16 protein-coding genes are annotated in these 24,257 nt (G+C 67.5%); 10 read left to right on the top strand and 6 right to left on the bottom strand.

Annotation, left to right across the window (positions count from 1 at the left end; all coding sequences use genetic code 11):
* Positions 1–11: 11 nt before the first annotated feature.
* Both DB31_RS02435 and hpt read left to right on the top strand, forming a co-directional pair.
* Positions 12–827, top strand: a complete 816-nt coding sequence (locus tag DB31_RS02435; RefSeq protein ID WP_044181337.1) for a uracil phosphoribosyltransferase — start codon at positions 12–14, stop codon at positions 825–827.
* A gap of 9 nt (positions 828–836) precedes the next feature.
* A complete protein-coding gene (gene hpt, locus DB31_RS02430; RefSeq protein WP_044181334.1) occupies positions 837–1,370 on the top strand; it encodes a hypoxanthine phosphoribosyltransferase in 534 nt (177 codons plus the stop codon).
* A 618-nt stretch (positions 1,371–1,988) separates the two neighbouring features.
* Here the strand turns inward: hpt and DB31_RS02415 are convergent.
* The 4 genes from DB31_RS02415 to DB31_RS02400 form a co-directional block, all read right to left on the bottom strand.
* Positions 1,989–2,339, bottom strand: a complete 351-nt coding sequence (locus DB31_RS02415) for a hypothetical protein (protein ID WP_044181327.1) — start codon at positions 2,337–2,339, stop codon at positions 1,989–1,991.
* A 452-nt stretch (positions 2,340–2,791) separates the two neighbouring features.
* Entirely contained in the window at positions 2,792–3,802 is a 1,011-nt protein-coding gene (locus DB31_RS02410) for a ribonucleotide-diphosphate reductase subunit beta (RefSeq protein ID WP_044181325.1), read from the bottom strand.
* Positions 3,803–3,942: 140 nt separating this feature from the next.
* Positions 3,943–6,357, bottom strand: a complete 2,415-nt coding sequence (locus DB31_RS02405; RefSeq protein WP_420806663.1) for a ribonucleoside-diphosphate reductase subunit alpha — start codon at positions 6,355–6,357, stop codon at positions 3,943–3,945.
* Positions 6,358–6,846: 489 nt separating this feature from the next.
* On the bottom strand, positions 6,847–7,623 hold the full coding sequence (locus tag DB31_RS02400) for a hypothetical protein (protein ID WP_044181322.1): 777 nt from the start codon (positions 7,621–7,623) through the stop codon (positions 6,847–6,849).
* A 105-nt stretch (positions 7,624–7,728) separates the two neighbouring features.
* Between DB31_RS02400 and DB31_RS02395 the strand changes: the two genes are divergently transcribed.
* The 4 genes from DB31_RS02395 to DB31_RS02380 are packed head-to-tail and all read left to right on the top strand — an operon-like array spanning position 7,729 to position 17,263.
* The gene (locus DB31_RS02395) at positions 7,729–12,993 is read left to right on the top strand and encodes a methyltransferase domain-containing protein (RefSeq protein ID WP_052419663.1); all 5,265 of its coding nucleotides are present in this window, start codon (positions 7,729–7,731) and stop codon (positions 12,991–12,993) included.
* A gap of 23 nt (positions 12,994–13,016) precedes the next feature.
* A complete protein-coding gene (dapF, locus tag DB31_RS02390) occupies positions 13,017–13,868 on the top strand; it encodes a diaminopimelate epimerase (RefSeq protein ID WP_044181320.1) in 852 nt (283 codons plus the stop codon).
* Between the two features lie 38 nt (positions 13,869–13,906).
* Entirely contained in the window at positions 13,907–15,757 is a 1,851-nt protein-coding gene (locus DB31_RS02385; RefSeq protein ID WP_044181317.1) for a GGDEF domain-containing response regulator, read from the top strand.
* A gap of 12 nt (positions 15,758–15,769) precedes the next feature.
* A complete protein-coding gene (locus DB31_RS02380; RefSeq protein ID WP_044181315.1) occupies positions 15,770–17,263 on the top strand; it encodes a DUF4388 domain-containing protein in 1,494 nt (497 codons plus the stop codon).
* Positions 17,264–17,280: 17 nt separating this feature from the next.
* On the opposite strand, the gene DB31_RS02375 is transcribed toward DB31_RS02380, so the two are convergent.
* On the bottom strand, positions 17,281–17,730 hold the full coding sequence (locus DB31_RS02375) for a lipocalin-like domain-containing protein (RefSeq protein WP_052419662.1): 450 nt from the start codon (positions 17,728–17,730) through the stop codon (positions 17,281–17,283).
* Between the two features lie 345 nt (positions 17,731–18,075).
* On the opposite strand from DB31_RS02375, the gene DB31_RS02370 reads away from it, so the two are divergent.
* The 4 genes from DB31_RS02370 to DB31_RS02355 all read left to right on the top strand — a co-directional run bounded on the left by DB31_RS02370 (position 18,076) and on the right by DB31_RS02355 (position 22,463).
* Positions 18,076–18,993, top strand: coding sequence for a DUF6310 domain-containing protein (locus DB31_RS02370; RefSeq protein WP_044181310.1), 918 nt, complete (start codon positions 18,076–18,078; stop codon positions 18,991–18,993).
* The gene (locus DB31_RS02365) at positions 18,990–19,748 is read left to right on the top strand and encodes a DUF5953 family protein (protein WP_044181307.1); all 759 of its coding nucleotides are present in this window, start codon (positions 18,990–18,992) and stop codon (positions 19,746–19,748) included. Before DB31_RS02370 ends, DB31_RS02365 begins: the two co-directional genes overlap by 4 nt.
* A 154-nt stretch (positions 19,749–19,902) precedes the next feature.
* Positions 19,903–20,589, top strand: a complete 687-nt coding sequence (locus DB31_RS50245) for a hypothetical protein (RefSeq protein WP_240486486.1) — start codon at positions 19,903–19,905, stop codon at positions 20,587–20,589.
* 239 nt (positions 20,590–20,828) lie between these two features.
* Positions 20,829–22,463, top strand: a complete 1,635-nt coding sequence (locus DB31_RS02355) for a carboxylesterase/lipase family protein (RefSeq protein WP_044181305.1) — start codon at positions 20,829–20,831, stop codon at positions 22,461–22,463.
* Positions 22,464–22,728: 265 nt separating this feature from the next.
* Here the strand turns inward: DB31_RS02355 and DB31_RS02350 are convergent, their stop codons facing one another.
* Complete coding sequence (locus DB31_RS02350; RefSeq protein ID WP_044181301.1) at positions 22,729–24,240, bottom strand: J domain-containing protein; 1,512 nt, start codon at positions 24,238–24,240, stop codon at positions 22,729–22,731.
* Positions 24,241–24,257: the final 17 nt, after the last annotated feature.

Here is a 24,257-nt window from a genome sequence, read left to right as displayed (position 1 = left end):
GGAAGCGTCCGATGCGCGACACGCTCTATGCCAACGTTCCATTCCGGCTGAACGAGATCTCCCACCGGTATGGCCCGCAGGTTCACTTGGTGGGAAATCCTTTTCTCTTGTCCCAGTTGGCCACGCTGTGCGCCAAGGGGACGATGCAGCCGCAGATCAACCGGCTGGTGGAACTGCTCTACGCGGATCTGGTGAAGACGGTCATCAACGCGGAGTTCCCGCGGAAGATGGTGGCCATCCCCACGCGGATGGTGGACTCGACGCCGCAGGGCATCTTCCAGGGCGAGGTGATCGACGCGCACACGCGTGTGGTGACGGTGAACATCGCCCGGGCGGGCACGCTGCCCTCGCAGGTGACGTACGACTTGCTGAACGTGACGGTGGATCCGACGCTGGTGCGGCAGGACCACATCATCATGAGCCGGATGATCGATGCGGAGCACACGGTGGTGGGCTCGAACATTGGCGGGGCGAAGATCGGCGGGGACGTGGATGACGCGATCGTCCTGTTCCCGGATCCGATGGGGGCGACGGGTGGCAGCTTGTCGACGGCGATCTCGCTCTACAAGACGAAGGTGCCCGGGAAGCCGCGGCGGATCATTACGCTGAACCTGATCGTCACGCCGGAGTACCTGCGGAAGATGACGACGGATCATCCGGACGTGACGATCTACGCGCTCCGGCTGGACCGGGGGCTGTCTCCGCCGGAGGTGTTCGGGACGGAGCCCGGGACGCACTGGGACAAGGAGCGGGGGCTGGACGACCGGCAGTACATCGTTCCCGGAGGCGGCGGCTTCGGGGAGATCATGAACAACGCGTACGTGTAGGGGAGAGCCGTGCCTTTCTACGAGAAGGAAGTCGGGACGCTGCTGGATGAGAAGAAGGTCCAGGCGCGAGTGCGCGAGCTGGGCGCGGAGATCACCCGGGACTACCAGGGCAGTGATCTGACGCTGGTGTGCGTGCTGAAGGGCTCCACGTTCTTTGCGATGGACCTGGCGCGGGCGATCGATCTGCCGCTGGAGATGGAGTTCCTGGGGGTGTCCTCGTACCAGGGCGGGACGGAGACGACAGGCGAGGTGCGCATCACCACGGATGTGAGCAAGCCGATGGCGGGCAAGCACCTGCTGGTGATCGAGGACATCATCGACACCGGGCTGACGATGAGCTTCCTGCTGGAGAGCCTGCGGGCGCGGCACCCGGCGTCGCTGAAGGTGGCGTCGCTGCTGGAGAAGCCGTCTCGGGCGCGGACGAAGATCCAGATCGACTACAAGGGCTTCGTGATCGACGACGTGTTCGTCGTGGGCTACGGCCTGGACTACGGCGAGAAGTACCGGAACCTGCCCTTCATCGGCGTGATGAAGGGGAAGTAGGGCGTTCGCACGAGTGATGGGGACTTCTCGCAGGCACCCTCTCAAGAAGAGTGGGATGCCATGAGCGGGGAGTCACGTGAGCGCGTGGTCGCCGCGCTTCCAGGTATCGGAGAAGATCGGCGGCACCTCTACGAGGATGGGGCAGCAGGGCAAACGAGAGTGCCAACGCGCTGAGGAGGAGGTCCGCAGGGGGCAAGAGGCCGAAAATCGCGTGGCGGAGCTACAGGTTGAGTTGGAGCGGCTGAAAGAGCGATAGCTGCCCGGTCCATGCTCCCAGACTTGGCTCTTCTAGGGGAACTCAGGCAAAGCCCCAGGGCCACGCCGATCCGCTTGGGCCCGCAAGGTCGCGGATCCCTAGAGCCCAGCTACTTCAGCGGCTCCAGCGACGCGAAGGCCTTGAGGCGCGCTCTGGCCGAACTGGTCCAGCTGTCCGACAGGTTTGCACGGAGCGCTCCAGTGCCCGGGCCCTTCGAGTTTTAAGAACGCAGTGTCGAGCACCACGTCGTTCGCCGCGCCCACGCCTACCGCCACCTGGTAGTCGCTTACGCGACGCTCGAAGAAGTTCGTGAACGCCTGCACGTCCTGCCCAGCAGCATCAATCGCTGGTCTGCCACGTAACTACAGCGTGAGTCCGGCGGGGCGAGTGGGTGCGTCTCTCCAGTTCTGGCTCAGCGTGTCGGCAATGTCACCAAAGACGCTGCCGGACATGGGCTGGCACTTTTCGGTGTATCCACTCGCCTCGGCTGAATAGACAGCCTCGTTGCGCGCCACGTCGATAAGTTCCACCGCGAGGGAGCGAAGACGGAAGCCTCCTCCGAAACAGCGCACTAGGGTGTCGCTGGTTATTTCCAGCACGTAGCGCTGAGGCTCCGCCTCGGCAGCCTGTACGTACTGACGCTTCACCCGAAAGCCTCTGGCACGAAGCGCCTCCTCCAAGGTACGCACCACGTCCGGTTCATTGCCCAACACCACTATCTCTCGTGGTCCAACGAAGGGGTCTTGCGGGGGCAGGCCAGCGCGTACGTGCCCGGGTAGAGCACACCCAACCGAGGCAGTGAGAGCTAAGACTACGAGGAGAGGATGTGTGCGCATGGCGTGAGACGATACCAAGGGAGCACTGGAGATCTCACGACAGCCTGGAACCCGTCACGACGGGGCACGGCGAAGTCTTACCAAACCCCTGCTGCGCAAGAGTGCCGCGCGCACCCGCCAAGCGCTCCATAAGGCGAGCCACCAAGCCATCGCCTACATCATCCCCGCCGATGCACAGGGCTGGTTCAGCTACTCCGGCTATTCGGCTGCTCAAACCAACTGAGCCCCGCTATCAGTGCCGCCGAAAGGTGGCTTGGCTTCCCTGCAGGCGGATCAGCACAGGAGGCAGGGGTTGGACGCCTGCCTCCCTGCTGCTACGCCACACCTTCTCAGAACGCGGCGTCGAGCACCACGTCGTTCGCCGCGCCCACGCCCACCGCCACCTGGTAGGCGCTCACGCGACGCTCGAAGAAGTTCGTGAGCTCCTGCACGTCCTGCAGGTCCATGAACCGCAGCGGGTTCTTCACCCGGAACATCGGCTGCATCCCCAGCATCATCAGCCGCTGGTCCGCCACGTACTCCAGGTACTGCCGCATCTCCTGCACTGACAGTCCCGCCACGCCCCCGCTCAGCAGGTCCTGCGCGAACTGCGTCTCGCACTCCACCGCCTCGCGCACCATCTGCATCACGTCCGCCTGCATCCCCGCATCAAAGAGGTCCGGCTCCTCCTGCCGGGCGATCTTGATCGCTTCGAACGCGAACGCCATGTGCGCGCTCTCGTCCCGGAACACCCAGTTCGTTCCCGCCGCCAGCCCGTTCAGCAGACCCTTGCTCCGCAGGAAGTACACGTACGCGAACGCCGCGAAGAAGAAGAGCCCCTCGATGCACCCCGCGAAGCAGATCAGGTTCAGCAGGAACCGCCGCCGATCCGCCTTCGTCTTCAGCTGCGCCAGGTCGTGGATCGAGTCCATCCACCGCAGGCAGAACTGCGCCTTGCGCTGAATCGACGGGATGTTGTCCACCGCCGCGAACGCCTTTGCTCGATCCGCCGGATCCGGCACGTACGTGTCCAGCAGCGTCAGGTAGAACTGAACGTGCAGCGCCTCCTCGAAGAGCTGCCGCGACAGGTACATCCGTGCCTCGGGCGCGTTGACGTGCTTGTAGAGGTTCAACACCAGGTTGTTCCCCACGATCGAGTCGCCCGTCGCGAAGAACGCCACCAGCCGGTGGATCAGGTGCCGCTCCGCCTCCGTCATCTTGCTGCGCAGGTCCACCAGGTCCGTCGAGAAGTCCACCTCTTCCACCGTCCACGTGTTCTTGATCGCGTTCCGGTACATCTCGAAAAACACCGGATGCGCCATGGGGCGCAGCGTCAGGTTCATCCCGGGGTCCAGCAGCATCGTCGGCATCCTCTTCTGCAATTCGTGGGGTGAATTCGTTTCAGCAGGCGAGCCCGCACACACGGCTCGCCCGCCCCTCTCCCGAAGGAGAGGGGGATTCCTGGTTCAGGACGGCTGGGAGGGGAGGGGAGACCCTGCGACTACTGGCAGGCCTCGCACATCTCCGGGTTCTCCAGCGAGCACGCGACCGCCTCGGCCTCCGTGTACGTGGGCACCGCCGGCTCCGGAGTCACCGCCGGCGCCTGGGCCTGCGCTGGAGCCGCGCTGGCCACCGGCACGTTCGGCGTGGAGGTGATGGCGCCTCCGTCCAGCGTGCCCACCGTGGCCTTCGCGATGCGCGTCGCCGGGCGAGAGCGCATGTAGTACGTCGTCTTCAGCCCCTTCTGCCACGCGTAGAAGTACATCGAGGACAGCTTCCCGATGTTCGGCGCCTCCACGAACAGGTTCAGCGACTGGCTCTGGTCGATGAACGCCCCGCGATCCGCTGCCATGTCGATCAGCGACCGCATCGGCAGCTCCCACGCCGTCCGGTACACCGTCCGCAGCTCCGCCGGCAGCTCCGTCAGCTCCTGCACGCTGCCCTCGGACATCTTCAGCCGCGAGCGCATCGACTCGTTCCACAGCCCCAGCGCCTGCAGCTCCCGCACCAGGTACTTGTTCACCTGCAGGAAGTCTCCCGACAGCGTCTCGCGCTTGAACAGGTTCGACACCTGCGGCTCGATGCACTCGTAGCAGCCCGCGATCGACGCGATCGTCGCCGTCGGCGCAATCGCGATCATCAGCGAGTTGCGCAGACCCACCTTCTGGATTCGCGCCCGGAGCAAGTCCCACCGCTCCTTGTCCTCGGGCACCACGCCCCATGCGTCGAACTGCAGCTCGCCCTTCGCCGCCCGTGTCTCCGAGAACGTCAGGTGCGGCCCGTTCTGCTCCGCCAGGTCCGCCGAGGCGTTCAGCGCCGAGAAGTAGATCTCCTCCGAGATCTTCTTCGACAGAGCCCGGGCCTCGGGCGCGTCGAACGGCAGCCGCATCTGGAAGAACACGTCCTGCAGGCCCATCAGCCCCAGGCCCACCGGACGCCACTTGCGGTTGGACTCCGCCGCCGTCGAGATGGGGTAGTAGTTCAGGTCGATCACCCGGTCGAGCTGCCGGATCGCCAGCGCCACGTTCGCCCGCAGCTTCTCGAAGTCGAACTTCCCATCCGCCATCATCCGGCCCAGGTTCAGCGAGCCCAGGTTGCACACCGCCGTCTCCGAGGCGTTCGTCACCTCGAGGATCTCCGTGCACAGGTTCGACAGGTGGATGACGTTGCCGTCCTTCGCCGTCTGGTTGCTCTTCCGGTTGCTGATGTCCTTGAATGTCATCCAGCCGTTGCCCGTCTGCGCCAGCGTCTTCATCATCCGGGCGTACAAATCTCTCGCCTTCACCTTGCGCACCGCCAGGCCCTTCGCCTCGGCCTCCGCGTACGCCTGCTCGAAGGCCGCCCCGTACAGGTCCGTCAGGTGCCCCACGGACTTCGGATCGAACAGCGACCACTCGCCGTCCTGCTCCACCCGCCGCATGAACAGGTCCGGCACCCAGTTGGCCAGGTTCAGGTTGTGCGTGCGCCGTGCCTCGTCACCCGTGTTGTCCCGCAGCTCGAGGAAGTCCTCGATGTCCGCGTGCCACGTCTCCAGGTACACGCAGCACGCGCCCTTGCGCTTGCCGCCCTGGTTCACCGCCGCCACTGATGCGTCCATCGTCTTCAGCCACGGCACAATCCCGTTCGAGTGCCCGTTGGTCGACTTGATCAGCGAGCCGCGCGCCCGCACCCGGTGGTACGCCACGCCGATGCCCCCCGAGAACTTCGAGAGCATCGCCACGTCCGTGTACTTCTTGTAGATGGCCTCCAGATCGTCCGCCGGCGAGTCCAGCAGGAAGCAGCTGCTCAGCTGCTCGTGCCGCGTGCCCGCGTTGAACAGCGTGGGCGAGCTGGGCAGGTACTCCAGCGAGCTGAACAGCCGGTACAGCTCGATGGCATCCTTCGCCGAGTCCGTCAGCGCGCACGCCACCCGGAGGAAGAAGTCCTGCGGCGTCTCGATCACCTGACGCGTCTGCGGGTTCTTCAACAGGTACCGGTCGTACACCGTCCGCAGGCCGAAGTACTCGAACAAGTCATTGCGCGACGGATCAATGGCCGCGTTCAGCTTGCGCGCGTTCGTCTGCACGAACTGCAGCAGCCGCTCCGCGATGAGCCCGTGCTTGTGCCCGGCCGCCACCGACTGCGAGAAGGAGTGGATCTCCTGGTTGGAGACTTCCTTCTGGATGTACGTGGCCAGCAGGCGCGCCGACAGCTTGGCGTACTCGGGCTCCTCGACGATGAGCGCCGCCGCCGTCTGGATGGACAGGCTGTCCAGCTCCTTCGTCGTGGCCCCGTCATACAGCCCGCTGATCGTCTTGGTGGCCACCCGCAGCGCGTCCACCCGCGTCAGGCCCACACAGCAGCGGCCCACCGCCCGGACGATCTTGTTCAGGTCCACCGGCTCCGCGTTGCCGTTGCGCTTGCGCACCCGCATCATCGTCGGCGCCAGCTCGTTGGCCGGCGTCTGTTGATGCGGTGCGGCATCCGTCAACTGAGGGGGCACGGAAGGGGAGGCAGGCTTCGCGGGGGTCTCGACGTTCACGAGCGGCTCACTCCGGGTCAAGTCACAGCCAGACAGACCCCTCCCGTTCGGTTCCCTGGGAGGGTCCGTCGTGCTTTTTCAGGCGGTTGGTAGAGGTCCCCCACTGAACCCACAGAGGCCCATGGGCCAGCGGGAGGGGGCACAACCTATGGGGGGTCTGGGTCCATGTCAACGCGAGATCTGGGGTCTGCCTGGGCCCATGGCTTGCAATCTATGATCATGAGCGAACGCTTCTGCGCGGGTGTTTGCGCGATGCGCCAGGGCCTTCTCCAGCGGCGTCTTGACCCCACCTACAAAGGGGGGTCAGGGTCGTATTTCAGAAATGCTGAATTCCAGGGAATTCAGGTGGAAAAACAGGGGGGTTACGGTGTCCGGTTCCGACCACTACGGAGGCCCGCTGCCGCCATCCAGAGCGGCGGGGCCTGGGACTGGGGGAGTTGGGGGCGTTCCGGTGCCTGGCGGGGCCGCTGGGGGCTCCTGGGAGGGCGGCGTGCTCAGGGTATGGACGGCGTTGCGCAGGGCCTCCTCCAGCTTGTCGGCCGCGGGACCGACCTCGGTCAACATCTGGTTGGCGCTGCGGGCATGCCGGGTGTCCGCCCCCGCCGCCAGCTTGAGCTGGGCCAGGGCCTCGGCGATGAGCTTGCGCGCGTCATCCATCTTCTGCCGCGCCTGGTAGTAGGCCACCTCCGCCAGCATCTGCTTGAGCGAGGTGCGCTGCTCCTCGCTGAGCCCCGTCAGCCGCTCCGCGCGGCGCAGGTAGTAAACGCCTCGCTCCACCCGCCGGGGTTCGTCCGAGGCAATGCGCGGCCGAGCCAGTGCCTCCAGCTGGGAGAAGAGCGCCCGGTCCAGCTCGTCCCGCTCGGTGTAGCGCTGCTCGAGGACGCTCCTCGGCACGTCGTGCCCCTCCAGAGGGATGGGGGCGTAGGTGTCCGCGAGGCCCGGGTCGCTCGGCCGGAAGGGCACTGCCCCCCACGGCAGCATCCGCCCCTTCATCACCAAGAGGTGGTTGCTCTCCACCTCCAGCGTGAAGGTGCGCGCGTTGAGCTGCGAGAGCAGGAACACCACCGCCCCCGCCATGGCCAGCACCAGCAGCGTCACCACCAGCCGTGTAAGCGCCCGCATCGCCCACGAGCCGAAGCCCTGCTGAGGGTTCCCGTTCATCTCGCCTGCTCTCCTATCATCCGATCGTTCCGCTGCGTCCCCGCGCCCGTCGCTTTCCTTGGGACCTGAGGCCTGAAGGCTATACTCCCACCCGCCCGAACACCCATGCATCCCACTTTCCGCCGCATGGGGCCCAGTGAACTGCTGCCCCGCTACATCTTCGTAGAGAGCCTCATCGCGCGCCGGCGGGTGCTCGAGGTGGACTCCGTGGCCTCGACGGGCGGCGAGAGCGCTCGTTTCCTGCTGGAGCGTGGTGCTCGGGTGGTGGTGGCCTGTGACGCGGACCTCGCCGCCGTGGAGGCCGCGCAGAAAGCCCACGGCGGGCCCACCCTGCGCTACCGCGCCAACCACTATGAGGACCTGGAGCCGGGCAGCTTCGATGCCGTGCTCGTGGCGGACCTCGCTCCGTATGTGCGCGCCCCGGCGCTGCTGGCCGAGCTGACACGGCTCGTGGCCAAGCAGGGCTACCTCATTGGAGGCCTGCGCAGCTCTGGAGGCCTCGCGCTGTGGCAGCTCATGGAGGTGGAGGAGGACGTGCCCCCCACCTACGGGCAGCTCCTCGACGTGCTCTCCACCCACTTCCCGCATGTGGAGGTGGCCACCCAGAGCCCCTTGCTGGGTTACCAGCTCGCGTTCGAGCGCGGCGAGGGACTCCAGGTGGATGGCTCGCTGATACGTGGCGGCGAGGCGGCCTACTTCGTCGTGATGGCCGGCCACGAGCCGGCGCGGATGGTGGACCCCACGTGGGTCCAGCTGCCTCCCGAGCCGCTCGCGTTCACCCGGGGGCGCCTGGAGGAGGTGGCCCAGCGCGCCAAGGCTTGGGAAGAGCGCACCAGCAAGCAGAAGGAGGTTGTCTCCAAGCTGCGCACGGAGCTGTCCGACCGCGAGGCCGAGGTGACCGCCCTTCATCCGAAGCTGGAGCTGGCGAAGGATGAGGTGGCCCGGCTGACCGCGCAGCTGGAGCAGGCTCGGGGCTCGCCCGAGCAGGCCCGCGAGCGGGATGAGCTGGCCGCCAAGCTGCGCCGCCGAGAGCTGGAGCTGCAGGTGGCGCAGGAGCGGCTCGCCGATGCCGAGCGCCGCCTGACGCAGCAGCGCCTGGAACTGGAGGGCGTGCAGCGCGTCCAGACCGAGGCGCAGGTGAAGGTGCTGGCCGCTCAGGAGGCCCATCGGCTGGAGCGTGCCCGCCGCGAGGAGTCCGCCGCCGCGCTGGAGGAGACGCGCGAGCGGTTGACCCAGGCGTACTCCGAGGTGGGCCAGCTGCAGGATCAGCTGTCGAACCTGCGGATTGATCGGGAGAAGGATCGGCTCGCGGCCGATCGGGCTCAGGAGCAGTCCGAGGATCGGCGGCGGCAGGCGGATGCGGCCCGGGAGCGGGAGCTGCGCATCGCCGAGCAGTACTCGCAGGCGCTCGCCGCGGTGGAGCACCTCAAGTCCGAGCTGTCGCAGCTGAAGGAGGCCTCGAAGGCGTCCAGTGATTCGCTCCTTATTAAGGAGGCGGAGCTGGCGCGGGTGGCCCGGGGGCTCGAGGAGAGCCGGCAGCGGGTCTCGGCGGCAGAGGCCGGGCGCCAGGAGGCGGAGCAGCGCCTGGAGGAGCGCGCGGCGGAGCTGCGTGGGGTGGAGACGGAGCTGGAGGCGGCGCGTTCGGCCGCGGCCCGGCTGAAGACGGAGCTGGAGGCGCTGCAGCGCGCCGAGAAGGAGGCCCGAGAGACCGCCGCCAAGTACGAGGAGGAGCTCCAGGTCACCACCGGGCGCATGGCGGACCTCAAGGAGGACCGCGAGAAGGCCGCCGCGGCGTTCGCCCAGTCGCTCGAGGCCGAGCGGGAGCTGGGGGAGCAGCGGCTCTCCCAGGTGGTCGCGGAGGAACGGGCGAAGACGGAGGCGGTGTCCGTCCAGCTCGCGCGGGAGACGGCGGCACGAGAGGCTCTGGAACAGCAGATCGAGCAGCTCCGGGCCCAGGCTCAGAAGGAGTCCGAGGCTCTGGCAGAGATGGCTCGGGCGCTGGCCGAGGCCGAGCAGAAGGTCCAGGAGCTGGAGGCGGAGCGCAAGGAGCTGCGAGGCCAGCTGGCCGAGACCGAGGCCGCGCTTCAGAGTACTCGAGACGCGCTCGAGGCCGGACAGCGGCGCCAGGCAGCGCTGGAGCAGGAGCTGACCGGTCTGCGCGCCGACTTTGAGGCGGAGCAGCAGCGCCGGGCCGGGCTGGAGCAGGAGCTGACCCGGCTGCGGGCGGAACTCTCTTCGGAAGAGCAGCAGCGGGGAGGCTTGGAGCAGGAGCTGGCCACCCTGCGGTCCGAGGTAGCCGCTGGACAGCGGGAGCGCGGAGGACTGGAGCAGGAGCTGAGCGGGCTTCGGGCCGAGCTCTCCGCTTCGGAGCGCCAGCGGGAAGGTCTGCAGCAGGAGCTGACGGGGCTGCGAGCTGAATTGGCCGCCGAAGGGCAGCGGCGTGAAGAGGTGCGGCAGGCACTGGCCGGCCTCCAGGCGGAGCTGCTGAGTACGCGTGACTCCTGGACCGCGGCCGAGGCGCTGGCGGTTCGGACGGGTGAGGCGCTCGAGGCGGAGCGGCAAGGGCGGGCCCAGCTCGATACGGAGCTGGCGGAGGTCCGCGCAACCCTGGAGACCGAGCGCGGAGAGCGTGCTCGGTCAGGGGAAGCGCTGGCCCAGGTTCGCACGGAGCTCGAGGGCGAGCGGCATCAGCGTGCTCAGTCCGACGCTGCACGGGTGGAGGCTCGTGCGGCGCTGGAGGCGGAGCAGGCTCGGCGCGCTCAAGTCGATACGATGCTGGAGCAGCTCCGGACCGCCCTGACCGAGGAGCAGGGGCAGCGCGCTCGGACCGACGAGGCCTCCGCGACGCTGCGCGGGGAGCTGGCCACCGAGCGCCAGGAGCGGGCCCGGCTCGAAGAGGCGCTCGCGGAGCTGCGGACCCGGCTCGACTCGGAGCAGAGCGGGCGCTCTCAGGACGCGGAGGCCCTCGCGGCGGTTCAGGGCGCGCTCGGCGCGGAGCGGCAGCGGCGCCTGGAGGCTGACGAGCTGCTGGTCCAGCTCCGCTCGGGCTTCGCGGCGGAGCAGGAGCAGCGCGCTCAGGCGGAGACATCCCTCTCCCAGGCTCGGACCGAGCTCGAGACGGCAGGACAGGAGCAGAAGCGGCTGGGCACCGTGCTCGAAGAAGTCCGCGCCGAGCTGGCGACGGAGCGCGAGGCCCACACCCGGCTCGATGAGGAGCTGTCGGGTGTCCGCGCGGAGCTCGCGGCCGAGCGCCAGGGCCGGTCCGCTGGGGAGGCGGGGCTCGCGGAGCTTCGGGCGGCGTTCGCGACAGAGCGGAAGGAGCGCGAGGCGATCGAGGCGTCGCTCGCAGAGGCCCAGGAGCGCCTGGACACCGAACAGCAGGAGCGCGAGCAGATCGCCGCGTTGCTCTCGGAGGCTCGGAAGGGCTGGGACTCCGAACGCGAGGCGGCGGCCCAGCTTCGCACCGAGCTGGAGACGCTCAACGCCCAGCTGGCGGAGCAGCAGCGCTCGATGGCGGAGCTGAAGACGCTCGTGGAGCAGGAGCGTGGCGCGAGCGCCGAGAGCCTCTCGGCGGCCGAGGCCCGCGAGAAGGAGCTGCGTGCCTCCCTGGAGCGTCTGGAGGCCGAGAAGAGCGCGGTGGAGGGCTCCTCGCGGGAGCAGCTCGCGGCCCTGGAGGAGCAGCGTGCCCGGGTGGCCGCGCTGGAGCAGTCCCTTGCGGCGGTCGAGGATCAGGCCCGGCAGCTCACCACGCGCGGCGAGGAGAGCGACGCGGCGCGGGAGCAGGAGCGGGCTACGGCTCGCGAGCGCGAGGCCGCGTGGGAGACCGAGCGCCAGAGCCTCCTGGCCGGTGTGGCCCAGTTCGAGGCTGCTCGCGCCGAGATCATGCGGCTGGGCATGGAGCTGCAGCGCATGCTCCAGGCGCTCCAGCAGCGCGACTTCCACATCGCCCAGATGGAGGGCGAGCTGAACGACGCCCGCGCCCGCCTCCTGGCGGAGCACGAGCAGGTGGAACTGCTCGGAGTCCAGCTCGAGTCCGCTCGGCGGTTCGCGGGACGTGCCTCCGTGGCGGAGGCCTCGTTGGAGGCCGAGCGCTCGGCGCTGGAGGCTGCTCGCACCGATCTGGAGGCCGCTCGCGCCGAGCTGGCCAAGGTTCAGGAGGCGCTGCGCGAGGAGCAGGAGCGGAGCGGGCGCTTCGAGAAGGAAGGCGCGGCCGCCCTGGAGACGGTGCGCGGCGAGCTCGTCCAGGCGCAGGAGGCGCTGCGGACAGGACAGGAGCGCATCGGTCGCCTCGAAACCGAACTGGCGGCGCTGGAGTCCGCCCGCGCCGAGCTGGCCAAGAGCAACGAGACACTCCGGACCGAGCAGGAGCGCCTCAGCCGCATCGAGGCCGAGCGTGCGAGCGTGGTGGCTGAGCGGGAGCGGCTCCAGTCGGAGCTGACCGTGGCGAAGGCGGCCCGCGTGCGGCTGGAAGGGAAGGTTGCGAGCCTGGAGAGCGCGACGGTGGAGACGGCGCGGCAGCTCGAGACCGAGAAGGCCGAGCGCTCGCGCCAGTCCCAGGCCGCGGAAGGGGCTCAGGAGACGCTCCAGCAGCGCGAGAAGGAGACCGCCGAGGCCCTGGCGGCGGCCCAGCAGCGCGAGAGAGAGGCCCAGGAGGCGGCCCAGGCCGCGAAGCAGCGCGAGAAGGAGGCCCAGGAGCGCCTCGCGACGCTCCAGGCGGAGATGCCTCTGCTGCGCGAGGCGGTGGAGAGCCTCGGCGCGGAGAAGCGGATCCTCCTGGAGGACCAGAGCCGGCTCGAGACCCAGATCCGCGGACTCACGGCCCGCTTGGAAGAGGCCGAGGCAGGCAAGACGCCCGCTGTCGATCCCGCCATGGCCGAGGAGCTGGAGCGGCTCAAGAGCGAGCGCGAGAAGCTTGAGGCGGAGCTGAAGGAGCTGCGAGAGACCATGGCCCGGCCCAAAGCCGCTGCGGTCGCCAAGCCCACGACGGTTCCGCAGTCCGCGCGTCCCACCCCCGCGCCCTTGGCCACCCCGCCCAAGCCCACGGTCGGCACCCGACCCACGCCAGCCCCGATTGCCGCCAAGCCTGATCCGGCCCGGAAGCCCGCGACGCTCCCTCCGATTCCAGGGAGCCCGGCGACCCGGCCCCCCGTAGCCGGAACGGCTCCGGCGGCTCCCGTCCTCAAGCCGGGCCCCGGAGCGTTGGCCTCGGCTACAGTCGCTCGGAGGCCCGTGGCCGCTCCGGCCCGTCCACCCACCTTGGCTCCTATTCCTGGGGCCGCTGGGGCGCCGCCCGGCTCCAACGGGCCGAGCAGCTCGGTCCCCACCGTGGGGGGGCCTGCGGGCACCTCCAACGGAGACGGGCAGGAATAAGGCTCCGCCGCTAGGATGAGGGCGTGGCGGAACGCGAACGCATCTTCAAGTATCACGGGCTCGGCAACGACTTCGTCGTGCTCGATCGGCGCCAGACGGGCGTGGACATCGACGCCGAGACGTCGCGGTGGATGTGCGACCGGCGGCGAGGCATCGGTGCGGACGGAGTGCTCTCCCTGCTCCCCTCGAAGGCCGGCGTGGCGCGGATGGTGGTGCATAACGCCGACGGCAGCATCGCGGAGATGTGCGGCAATGGTCTGCGCTGTGCAGTGAAGTACCTCGCGGACCACGCGGACGGCCGCCCCGAGCGCCTCAATGTGGAGACCGGCGCGGGGGTGCTCTCATGCGTCCCGGGCTACAAAGCCGATGGGGTGGCTGAGGTGGACATCTCCATGGGTCCTGCCCGGCTGGTGGCGCCCAACCTACCCTCGGGAGCCACGGGCCAGCCATTCCTGGATGCGCCTGTTCCGGGACACCCTGGGCTGCGTGGCTTCGCGGTGAGCATGGGCAATCCTCACCTGGTGTTGCTCGACCGCCCGCTGGAGGAGGCCGAGCGCCTGGGCCCGACCTTAGAGGTCCACCCCGCGTTCAAGGATCGAACCAATGTCGAGTTCGTCCGGGTGGACCCAGACGGTCTCACTGTGGTGGTGTGGGAGCGCGGCTGCGGGCTGACGCAGGCCTGTGGAACGGGGGCGTGTGCCTCGGCCACGGCGGCGGTGCTGGCCCAGCGGCTCCCGGCAGATGCCTGGCTGCGCGTTACCCTGCCGGGAGGGGACCTGCAAATCCGGGTACCTCCCGACCTGTCCGACATCCGCCTCCGAGGACCTGTCGCGTTCGTCTTTGAGGGCGTTGTGAGGGCTCCACCGGGCCGGTAACCTTCGAGTCTTCCTCGTCCCCCAAGGCCTTTCCCGCCGTGGCCGGCACCATCCTCCTCGTCGACGACGACCATTTCTTCCTCGAGCTCGCCACGGACATGCTCACGCGGCGCGGGTACCGCATCGTCACGGCGGAGAACGCCCTGCGTGCGCTGGAGGAAGCGGGCCTCACGCGGTTCGATCTCGTCATCACCGACGTGATGATGCCGGGCATGGACGGCTTCGAGCTCACGGCGAAGCTGCGGGAGCGGGATCCGGACCAGGAGGTTCTCCTCATCAGCGCGCGGCCGGACGTGAAGGGCTCGGAGATGGCGCTCCGGGCCGGGGCGGCCGACTGCCTCACCAAGCCCGTGGACGAGGACGATCTCTACCTCGCGGTGGATCGCGCCCTGCAACGCGTGGCCCTGCGCCACGAGCGCGCCCTGCTGCGTGACGAGAACCTCGAGTTCGCGCGCTACCAGAACCTGCACCGCCGCTGCCTGGAGTTCCTGGCGTACCCGGACCTGGAGGGGCTGCAGGAGCGTGTCACCGCGGATCTGGCGGCGGTGTGTGACGCGCAGAGCGCGGCGCTGTGGCTGGTGGACGATCGCGGCGAGCTGGTGTTGCGGGCGTACCGGGGGCTGCTGGATCGGCAGTTCCTGGTGGAGCGGATGCGGCCCGAGGGTCCGCTGGCCGCGCGGCTGCGCGAGTCCTCGCCGTGGCTGATGCGCGAGGAGCGCTCGCCGGTGCTGTACGTGCCGCTGGTGGCGGGGGGGGAGCTGATGGGGCTGGCGCAGCTGTCGGATCCGATCGGCGCCGAGTTCCTCCCGGAGCACGTGCGGCAGGCGCGGGTGATTGGCGACTTCGCGGCGGTGGGCGTGAAGAACGGCCGCCGCATGCTGGCGCTGCAGCGGCTGGGGCTGAGGGACCGGGACACCGCGGCGTACAACCTGAGCTACTTCACGGACTACGCCTCGAAGGAGATCTACAAGGCGCGGCGCTACGGGCGGACGTTCTCGCTGCTGACGTTCTCGATCGACAACCTGCCGCTGGTGCGGGTGCGGCTGGGCGCGGCGGACGCGAAGAAGGCGGTGCGGGGCATCATCCGGGCGCTGTCGCGGATCATCCGGGACTCGGACGTCATCGCGAAGGCGAGCGATCAGGAGTTCTACCTGCTGCTGCCGGAGACGGACTTCTTCGGGGCACTGATGTTCGTGCGCCGAGCCATGGCGGCGTTGCGGGACGAGCAGGACGTGCAGGAGGTAGAGGGGAAGCTGCCGCTAGCGCTGGTGGGCGGGGCGAGCACGTTCCCGAAGGACGGCGAGGACTTCGACGAGCTGGTGCACCGCTGCCGGCGGCGCATGGACGAGCGCCGGGCCTCGCTGCAGCGGCGGCTGCTGCTGGACGGGCTGCCGTTCTGGGACGAGGTGGAGCTGCTGCTCGGGAGCCCGAACAGTCCGAAGCTGCCCTCGGACGAGCGGGCCGAACCCTCGCGGCGGGGCAAGGTGTCGGACGTGCTCTTCGACGAGCTGCAGACGGAGATCGCCCGCGAGCTGTTGAGGGATCCGGGCTCGCGCGGGCTGCTGTACGTGGGCGGGCCGGAGATCCGTTCGGACCTGCCCATTGCTTCGGGGCTGGAGACGGCGCCGCCGGAGCTGGCCTCGCGCATCTATCTGCTGGGGCGGCGGGTGGATCTGGAGTCGCACCCGGCGGTGACGCCGGTGTTCCTGGAGGGCGACGACCGGGTGTCGCGGCATGAGTTCTTGTTCTGGCTCTCGGAGCACGCCTCCTACGCGCTGATCCAGCGGCGGGGGCGGGGCGCGACGTGGGGCTTCCATTCCTCGGACACCGCGGTGGTGGACGGGCTCATCTCCAAGCTGCAGGCCGAGTACGACCTGCAGCCGTACTAGCGAGCGCGCACGGTGGCCCAGGTCCGCAAGATCCTCATCGCAGATCCCGACATCGAGTCGGTGCGGACGCTCACGCGCGCGCTGAGGGCCCGGGGCTATCAGGTGCACTACGCGCCGGATGGCTCGCGGGCGCTGGAGATCTGCGTGCTGCGGCACCCGGACCTGGTGCTGTTCGACGAGGCGTGCAGGCTGCTGGACGCGCGCACGTTCATCCAGATTCTGCGGACGAACCCTCGGACGGAGGAGGTGCCAGTCGTCCTCACGACGACGAACCTGGACGTGGACCGGCTGCGCGGACTGCGGCTGGCGGCGCACCTGAAGAAGCCGTTCAACCTGGACGAGGTGCTGAGCCGGCTGGAGCACATCTTCCGGCGCAACGAGGCGGCGAAGGATCTCAAGAACGACGCCCAGGAGATTGAAGGCTCGCTGACGCAGCTGGGCATCCCGGATCTGCTGCAGATCCTGGGGATGAACAAGCGCAGCGGGAAGCTGAGCCTGGAGCGGGGCAGCGAGCGGGGAGAGATCCTCGTGACAGAGGGCCGCTCGGTGAACGCGCGGGTGGGGCGGGTGGAGGGAGAGAAGGCGCTGTTCCGGCTGCTGGCGTGGACGGAGGGCACGTTCACGTTCTCGCCGGGGACGAACCTGGGCAAGCCGCGCATCGACCGGGCGATGGATGACGCGCTGTTGGAGGGCATGCGGCAGGCGGACGAGGTGAACCGTCTGTTGCCCTCGCTGCCGCCGCGCACGACGCGGATGGTGTTGGCGCCGGACGCGGACCTGCCGCAGGAGCAGCACCCGGTGACGGCGCAGGTGGTGGACCTGCTGCGGCAGCCTCGGGCGCTGGGCGAGGTGCTGGACCTGGCGCCGGCGCCGGACCTGGAGGTGCTGGGCGTCCTCATCACGCTGATGCAGAAGGGCGTGGCGCGGGTCGCGGAGGGCGAAGGGGAGGGGAGCGGCCCGCTGCTGGGGCCCGCGGAGCTGCACGCGCTGCGGAGCCGGGTGCTGCGCGGGAAGTCACCGCTGAAGGTGGTGACGGCGAAGGTGTTCATCTGCGGCAACGGCCCGGCGGCAGCCCGGCGGTTGTTCGCGCAGTTGCCGGGACTGGCGGCCGTGTCAGCGGAGCCCAAAGCGGTGAAGAGCGGCTTCGGGACGCTGGGGCGGCTGGAGCTGAGCGAGGTGCTTCACCTGGACTTCTGCGTCCTGCCGCCGGCTGAGGCGGCCCGTCCGCTCTGGCGGCCGTTCAGTGCGGGAGCGGTGGGAGCGCTTCTGATGGACAGCTCCGAGGCGGCGGTGCGGCTCGCCCACTACCTGGCGTGGGAGATTCGAGTGCCCATCGCCGTGCTGGGCTCCACCGTGCCGGACAAGCTGAACGGTGCGCCCGCCGGATCCATCGCACTGGGAGACGATCTCACCGAGGCCCTGCGAGGCTTGCTCGTTCAGAGCCTTCACCCGGCCCCCATGACACCGGGAGTGCAGTCAGAGACGCGCGCCGCATCTTCGGGATGAGGGGCCTCTCTTCCCTCCTATGTCACTTCTGATGGGGCCACGCGCTGCCATTCCAGGACGATCTCGGATTCGGTGCCTCCCATCAGCAGGGGGCCCGTGCTCAAGACCAGCCGGTTGCCTTCCAAGGTTGCCCTCCTTCTCTGAACAGTTCCAATCCAGTTCGGAAAGACGCTGCCCTGGATGTGGTGGCAGACCCTCGCCGTCTGCTCGTCGGTCTCGTAGCTCCCGAAGTACACGGCGGCCCCGTCGAGCGCTTCTTTTGCCTCCTGTCCTGTGCTCCCCTTCAAGTCTGCGGACGTGAAGGAAGGGCGGTTTCGGTTCATGAGTTGCACCGCCATGTTCCCGTGGCTGTCATAGATCAGCATGCCGAGGGGATTCTTCCCGTAAGGGTGGTTCCGGCTGCCATCAGGCAAGCGGCCCTCGACGGCGATGAGTTGCCAGGTGCCAACAAGTCTCTCTTTGAGCATCGTTGTGTCTCCCACAGGGTTCAGAGCGGGTGTGCTCGAGCATCAAGTTGGAATGTGGACAGGAGCTTGCCCTGGCCATTGTGGGCTGTGACCATGAAACGGTCGGCCTGCTCCCGTACACAACGAACCTCGCCTGCAACCAGCACGGCCCCGCGTTCCTGAGAAGGGGACGCGGGGCGCTCGTGTCCGGCACCTTGCCTCATGTCCCGCCTGCGCGAGCGCTTCCCTCTGGCCGTCCTCATCGGCGTGAGCTCCCTCAAGCTGTTGGGGCGTGCTGATATTCTCCAGAGGTGAATCGGCGTAGCCTTGACCCGCAGCACCTCGCTTGATTGAAAGGACGAGGCCATGCGTTCGCGAACTTGGACCGTCCCCCTGATCCTGATCCTGCTCTCGGCCTGCGCCACGATGGATCCGAGCCCGGGAGAGCTGGAGGACCCGAGTCCCCAGAGTCCGAGATTCGCCAACCTTCAGCGGGCGGCGCAGTACCCGTGGACGGATGACGGGCATTGCGTGGTGAGGGAAGCCTCCAACGAGTGGCCGATCCTTGCGGAGCGGTGCTTTCACGCTCTTGATCGCGACAGGGTCAGGTTCCGGGATGTCACCAAAAGATGCGCTGTCGCCTACGCGGATGCAGCCGCTCCCGCAGTCGTGGCCCTCTGTGTCTTTGCGGCACCCGAGATCGTCGTCGGTGCAGTGATTGTTGTTGGTGCGGTGGTGGTGGCCGCCGCCATCCAAGAGGGGATTGATGCTTATCAACGGAACGCATCCCGCGAGCGCGCGAAGCCCCAGGCTCAAACGCAGCCCGCTCAGGAACCGTTAGCGAACCGAACGCCAAAGCCAAAGGGATCACCCTCCGGAGACATGTTCCCCCCACCGCCAGAAACCACGCCGCGCCGTCCGTCGTGCGAGCCCATCCCGGTGCGGCACGCGGGCGGAGATGTCCCGCATAATGAGTGCGCCGATAAGTTTCCGCCCAACCGTTACCCCGGCATGGACGTATTCGTGGGCGGTGAGCGCTTCGATGCGCTGCAAGTCGGTGTGCGCGTGCTGTGGGAGATCAAGACCCACCGATTTGACACCTATCCTGACTTTATCCGGAGGCGGGAGCTTGAGAAGGCGGTGGAGCAATTGAAGAAGGAACTCGGCGCTGCGCGGGCCTGTGGATACGACTTCGTCGTTGGGGTGAGCACGCAAGCGCACAAAGACGCGCTGCGCGAAGCGCTTCCCGAACTCAATATCGTCGTTACGGGGTGCATACGATGACCAAGCCCAGAGCCCTCACCCTCATCGTCTACGCGCCTGCGCTCGTGAGCAAAGACGGCCGTACGCTCGATGTCATCCATGGGATGGAAAAAGCACTTCCCGGTTTGCGCTTGGCGTGGAGGATCTCCGAAGGAGGGCGCCCCATCGCATTGCCGCATCGCGACGCGTGGCTCGTGGAAAGGACGCAGGACGGGAGATTCCCTCTTCTGTGCAACGGGGACGAGAGTTACCCCGTGACGGTGAACGGCAGGGAAAGCTCGGTACTCTTCAGCCCGGGCGGTCAGCCGCAGCTCCAAGTTCATGCGGAGTTGCCGCTAGACGAGGCCGTTATCTCGGCAGCGGAGGCTATGCTTGAGGCCGTGGCGGAGGGGGCGCGCGCGTTCTGGGGGCATGCGTCCCGGTATGGTTACGGCTCGGAAGTCGGGGACCAGTTTCGCCGCTCCGCTCATGGGCCGGAGCGCTCACCCCGTGGGCTTCCCATGCTCAATCTTCCAGAAAAACTCCCCGGGCCTGAGATTCCCTATTTCCTCGGGTGGTTGAACTATTGGTCTGCTGCTGCCGCGCAGGCCATCGGGTTCCCGGATCCTGCTCGCGACGCCGAACTGCTCACGCGGGCGCGGCGCACGCCGTCGGGCGGATGGGTTGTGAAGCTCACGGATGCGCCGCTCGATTATGACAACCCCGCCCACCTGGACGCGCTCAAGCGGGCCTACGAGCGCTTCCCAAAGATCGGCGGACGCGACTCTCCACGCTGAAGGAGGCTGCTGCGCGTCTCCTGGCACACTCCACCGGCCCGAGCTGGCACTGTCGGACACCCTCGCGCGCGCCCCCGGGCCGAGCAGGACGCGGCGACCATGATTTCTCCTATCGTTTTGGACCCGTGGGAAGCTCTCAAGCGTCCACCGTGGCATGCTCCCTTTTCTGTTGCTCCTCGCCCTCACCCAGGCGGATGCAGAGCGCACGGTGTCACCGGTGGGTGGAACGTACGCCGCAGGGGTCTCCGCGCTCGCCGCTCAGCGCATGGCACTCGCCGAGCGGTGGCTCCAACCCAAGGTTGATCGCAAGGCTGTGCGGGACGAGGCCCGCACAATCGTGCGAGAGGCGATCACCCGACACATCCTTCCCGCCTGGTTCGGCACACCCTGGGAGTTCTACGGTGACAGCCAGACGCCAGGCACGGGAAGCATCGCCTGTGGCTACCTGGTGTCTACGGTCTTGAAGGATGCGGGCTTCCGCGTAGAGCGCGTGCGGATGGCGCAGCAGAGCGCCGAGAACATCGTGAAGACCCTGGTCCCTCCCGCGAAGACCTGGCGCTTCCGTAATCGGCCGGTGTCCGAGGTCATCCTCCGCGTCAAGGGTGCAGGCGCGGGGCTCTACCTCGTGGGGCTCGACTACCACGTCGGGTTCCTGTGGAACGACGGCGAGCAGGTGTGGATGTGCCACGCCTCATACTTGGGTGACGCGAAGGTCCTCTGCGAGGACGCGCTCACCTCGCCAGCGATGGAATCGCGCTACCACATCGTGGGGCGGTTGCTCGAGGACGGGATGATCGACGCGTGGCTGAACGGGCAGAAACTCCTCACCGTCACCCCGTGATGCTTGACCCGTCCGGCAGAATGGCACCGACTTGGCCGCTCAGCACAGGTCGAGTCGCGAGTCAATTCAACAAAGATCTCAATGGGCCACGCCGTGATCTAAGCCTATATGCGACTCCGCCCTGAGCGCTCCTGGGTCCCTGTCTGGGAATCAGTCAGAGATCCAAGCCTGCGCCCAGGGTTCAAGAATCACCATCCGTGCAAGCAGGGACTCACATCAACCCCGAAGGAGTCATACGAATGACCACCAAGACCACGCCGCCCGTCCAGACTGTCGAAGGCCCGGTTCAAGGCGCCATCATCGAGCCCGGCGTCGTTGCCTATATGGGTATTCCCTACGCTCAGCCACCCACGGGACAGGAGGGGCGCTGGCACCCTCCGCGCCCCGTCCAGCACTGGACCCAGCCGCGCCCATCCAATGACAAGGCCCCGTCTTGCTACCAGAATCGGGAGACCTGCATCCAGGTGGGTGGCGGCGATCCGGATCCCATGGATGAGGATTGCCTCTATCTCAACGTCTGGACGCCCGAGCGTGAGGCGGGCGCCCCGAAGCTCCCGGTCATGGTGTGGATCCACGGCGGCGCCTACACCCTTGGCGCAGGCAGGCTGCCTGTTTATCACGGGGCGCCCCTGGTGAAGCGGGGCGTGATCCTGGTCACCATCAATTACCGGCTCGGCGCCCTCGGCTTCTTCGCGCACGAGGCACTCGAGAAGGAGCGCCTCGAAAAAAACGAGCCTCGCGTGAACAACTTCGGGCTGCTCGATCAGATCGCGGCGCTCGAGTGGGTGCAGAGGAACATCGAACAGTTCGGGGGCGATCCGGACAACGTGACCCTCTTCGGTCAATCCGCCGGCGCGAGGAGCGTTCTCGCGCTGTTCGCCTCGCCGCTTGTCAACAAACGGCAAAAGCCCCTGTTCCACCGGGGGATCGCCCAGAGCGTGTACAGGTTCCCCGAGGTCAGCCAGACGCAGGCGCTTGCGCGCGGCAAGAAGCTCATGGGCCTGCTCGGGGCGGGCGGGAAAGATGTGACCGCCGCGGAGCTCCGCGAGCTGGATGCGAAGGACATCATGAACATGGAGGGCAAGCTCACCCAGCAGCAGCTCAAGGGGACGTCGAACTCTCCGGTCGCGGTCAGCGGAGACTCCGTGCTGCCCAACGAGGCCGGGGTCATCGATAGCTTCCTGAACGGCGCGGTGTCGGCATTGCCGCTCATCATCGGCAACACCAGTGATGATGGCAGCGTGGTGCTCGATGTCCCCGGGATAAACACGGGCTCCATCATCCTCGTGGCGGTGACCGGGCTGCCCGCGCCCATCCCGACACCCGATGTCCCGAGGAACTACTACCCGGATCTCGCGTCGGGGGAAGCAGAAGACGTCCGGGACGAGGTCGGCCGCCGCCTGGCGCGCGACGCGGTCTTCACCGTGACGACGTACAACCTCGCCAAGGCGCATAGCAAGCTCGCGCCGACCTGGCGGTACTACTTCGACTACACCGCGGAGAACCACCGCGCCACGGTCCCGAAGGGGACTCGTCACGGTGATGATGTCATCTTCACCATGGACACGCTCGCCTACGCCCCGCCCTTTCCGCCGGGCAAACCCAATGAGCCGGTCACGGTCACGGAGAAGGATCGCGGGGTGGCGGCCCTCGCCAATGAATACTTCTTCAAGTTCGCTGTGACCGGGACGCCTTCATCCGCCACGGGGCCCGCATGGCCCCAGAACAAGGAAGGGCAGGACAGGACGCTCGTGCTGGGCGAGTCCACCAAGGTGGAGTCGGACTTCATGCAGCAGCACGCCGAGGGCGCGACCATGGAGAACATGGTCGCGTTCGACAAGGTCGGAAAGAAGATGGACAACATCATGAACTGAAGATCTGTCCATTCACACACGGACGAGGATGGAGGCGGTGGGAATCGAACTCGCGGCAAGGCGGAAGCAAAACCCCAAGCAGGTCGCGCTGTTACCTGCGAACGCCTTGATTTCTCATCGGTTCGTTCTGCCGCCCCATCCCTGCGGACGGTGTCTCTGAAATGTGCAGCGGCTCGGGTGACGGACGTGTTGCGCAGGACATCCGCCCTGGACGCTGCCGAGCGACAAGCCGTCTCCTGTGACCGATCCGGGCTAGCGGTAGCACTCAGTCCAGCTGCTTCTTCCACGCAATCGGGAGCGGCTCGCGCGTCCCGGTCTCCTCCCCCTCGATGAGGGTCAGGAGTCCGCGGACGACTACGAATTTGGCCTGCTTCTCTTTGTCAGCAGTTTTGTCCGGATGATGCGTGACGGCGAATCGGCGATAGGTGCTGCGCAGCGCGGAGAGTTCCAGGAACGGAGACACGTTCAGCTCGCGCGCAAGGAGCGCCCGCGCCTGCCCCATCGACAGCTGGACGTTCGGAAAGCGATCGTCGACGACCAGCTCTCTCGATGACGAGACCACCGCCTGGATGGAGGACTGCACGCTCCGTGGCTCCTCGCGAGGAAGCGAGCGATTCCTGTACCAATCGAGGAAGCTGATCTTCGACGCTTCACCGGAGTCGTCGCGAATGGGGATCACCGGAATTCTTCGTGCCTGGGCGCAGGCGAAGATCAGCTCGGTGAGCTTGTGTTTCACGTCGTCCTCCACGAACGACCGCCACAGGCACCCGTTGCTCACCTTGACGAACAGCGCACGTGCCCGCACCTGCCCCATGAAGGTGCCGAGGACGATCAGCTCATTGTGGCCATGCACGCTGGTGCCGGTGAGGATCTGGTCTGGCGTGGGAATGACCTGCCGCGCCTTCCCGCCGAGCTGGGACAGGAAGTCGGTGATGCGCTGGGTCCGGCGATAGGTGCTCCGCCCCGAGAGGTTCATTCCGCGCGCGGTGTTCTGCACCTGGGCGGCCACCAGATCGATCGTGCCCGCGTTGCAGATATTGGCCTTCGGCACGTAGAGGACGAAGCCGAACGTCATGTTCTGGTACGTGGTCTTCTTGGCCTGCGATATCAGCGAGCAGCTCAAGACCTCCGAGCACAAGGCATCCGGTTCACTCAGGTAATAGCGGGTGAGGTGATACACGACGGCGTTCGGGTTGCCGGAGACGGGCTCGATGAACGTCGACCGGTGGGTGCGGAGGTACTGAACCTCCGCCGCGTCCGAGACTTGGATCCGGGTCGGACGGAGCGCGTTGATGATGTACCGGTAGGCATTGCCGCGGTGCTGCGTCGGATCGGTGAACAGGCTGGGATCCCAGGCATCACGGCTCGCATCCGTGAGCATCGGGACGATCCCCGCGATGGCATCGCGCCCGGTCTGTGCGTCGAGGATACGATGGACGATCCCGGCGCGCAGCGTCGCCTCCGAGGCGGTGCGCAGGTAGTTCAGGTGGCCGGCCATCACTTGGGGCGACGGCTCGTCATAGGCTCCCCGTGGCGGACCACCGGCGAACACCACCAGCAGCCACGCGCGCGCCATGGCCTTCCACGACGCCTGCCAGAACCAGCCGTACGCATCGCCGCGAACGACCTCGCGCGCAATCCACTCCAGGTCGTCGTCTGACATGGAGTAGACACTCGCGGAGAGATCGTCGGCGGCGTCGGGGTCGATGCCGCGCACGGTGGCGACGATCGCATTGAGCTGCTGATAGATCTGCTGCCGCTGAGTTCGATTCAGCAAGCCTCACCTCCTGCCGC

The organism is Hyalangium minutum (assembly GCF_000737315.1).
Taxonomy (GTDB): Bacteria; Myxococcota; Myxococcia; order Myxococcales; family Myxococcaceae; genus Hyalangium; species Hyalangium minutum.
This window is presented reverse-complemented; position numbering and strand designations above follow the sequence as displayed.

Bases quoted from the DNA above. Each gene is read 5' to 3' on its own strand.
- DB31_RS02435 (WP_044181337.1), top strand. From the start codon at position 12: ATGCGCGACACGCTCTATGCCAACGTTCCATTCCGGCTGAACGAGATC.
- DB31_RS02410 (WP_044181325.1), bottom strand. From the start codon at position 3,802: ATGCTGCTGGACCCCGGGATGAACCTGACGCTGCGCCCCATGGCGCAT.
- DB31_RS02405 (WP_420806663.1), bottom strand. From the start codon at position 6,357: ATGATGCGGGTGCGCAAGCGCAACGGCAACGCGGAGCCGGTGGACCTG.
- DB31_RS02400 (WP_044181322.1), bottom strand. From the start codon at position 7,623: ATGAACGGGAACCCTCAGCAGGGCTTCGGCTCGTGGGCGATGCGGGCG.
- DB31_RS02395 (WP_052419663.1), top strand. From the start codon at position 7,729: ATGCATCCCACTTTCCGCCGCATGGGGCCCAGTGAACTGCTGCCCCGC.
- DB31_RS02375 (WP_052419662.1), bottom strand. From the start codon at position 17,730: ATGCTCAAAGAGAGACTTGTTGGCACCTGGCAACTCATCGCCGTCGAG.
- DB31_RS02370 (WP_044181310.1), top strand. From the start codon at position 18,076: ATGCGTTCGCGAACTTGGACCGTCCCCCTGATCCTGATCCTGCTCTCG.
- DB31_RS02365 (WP_044181307.1), top strand. From the start codon at position 18,990: ATGACCAAGCCCAGAGCCCTCACCCTCATCGTCTACGCGCCTGCGCTC.
- DB31_RS50245 (WP_240486486.1), top strand. From the start codon at position 19,903: ATGCTCCCTTTTCTGTTGCTCCTCGCCCTCACCCAGGCGGATGCAGAG.
- DB31_RS02355 (WP_044181305.1), top strand. From the start codon at position 20,829: ATGACCACCAAGACCACGCCGCCCGTCCAGACTGTCGAAGGCCCGGTT.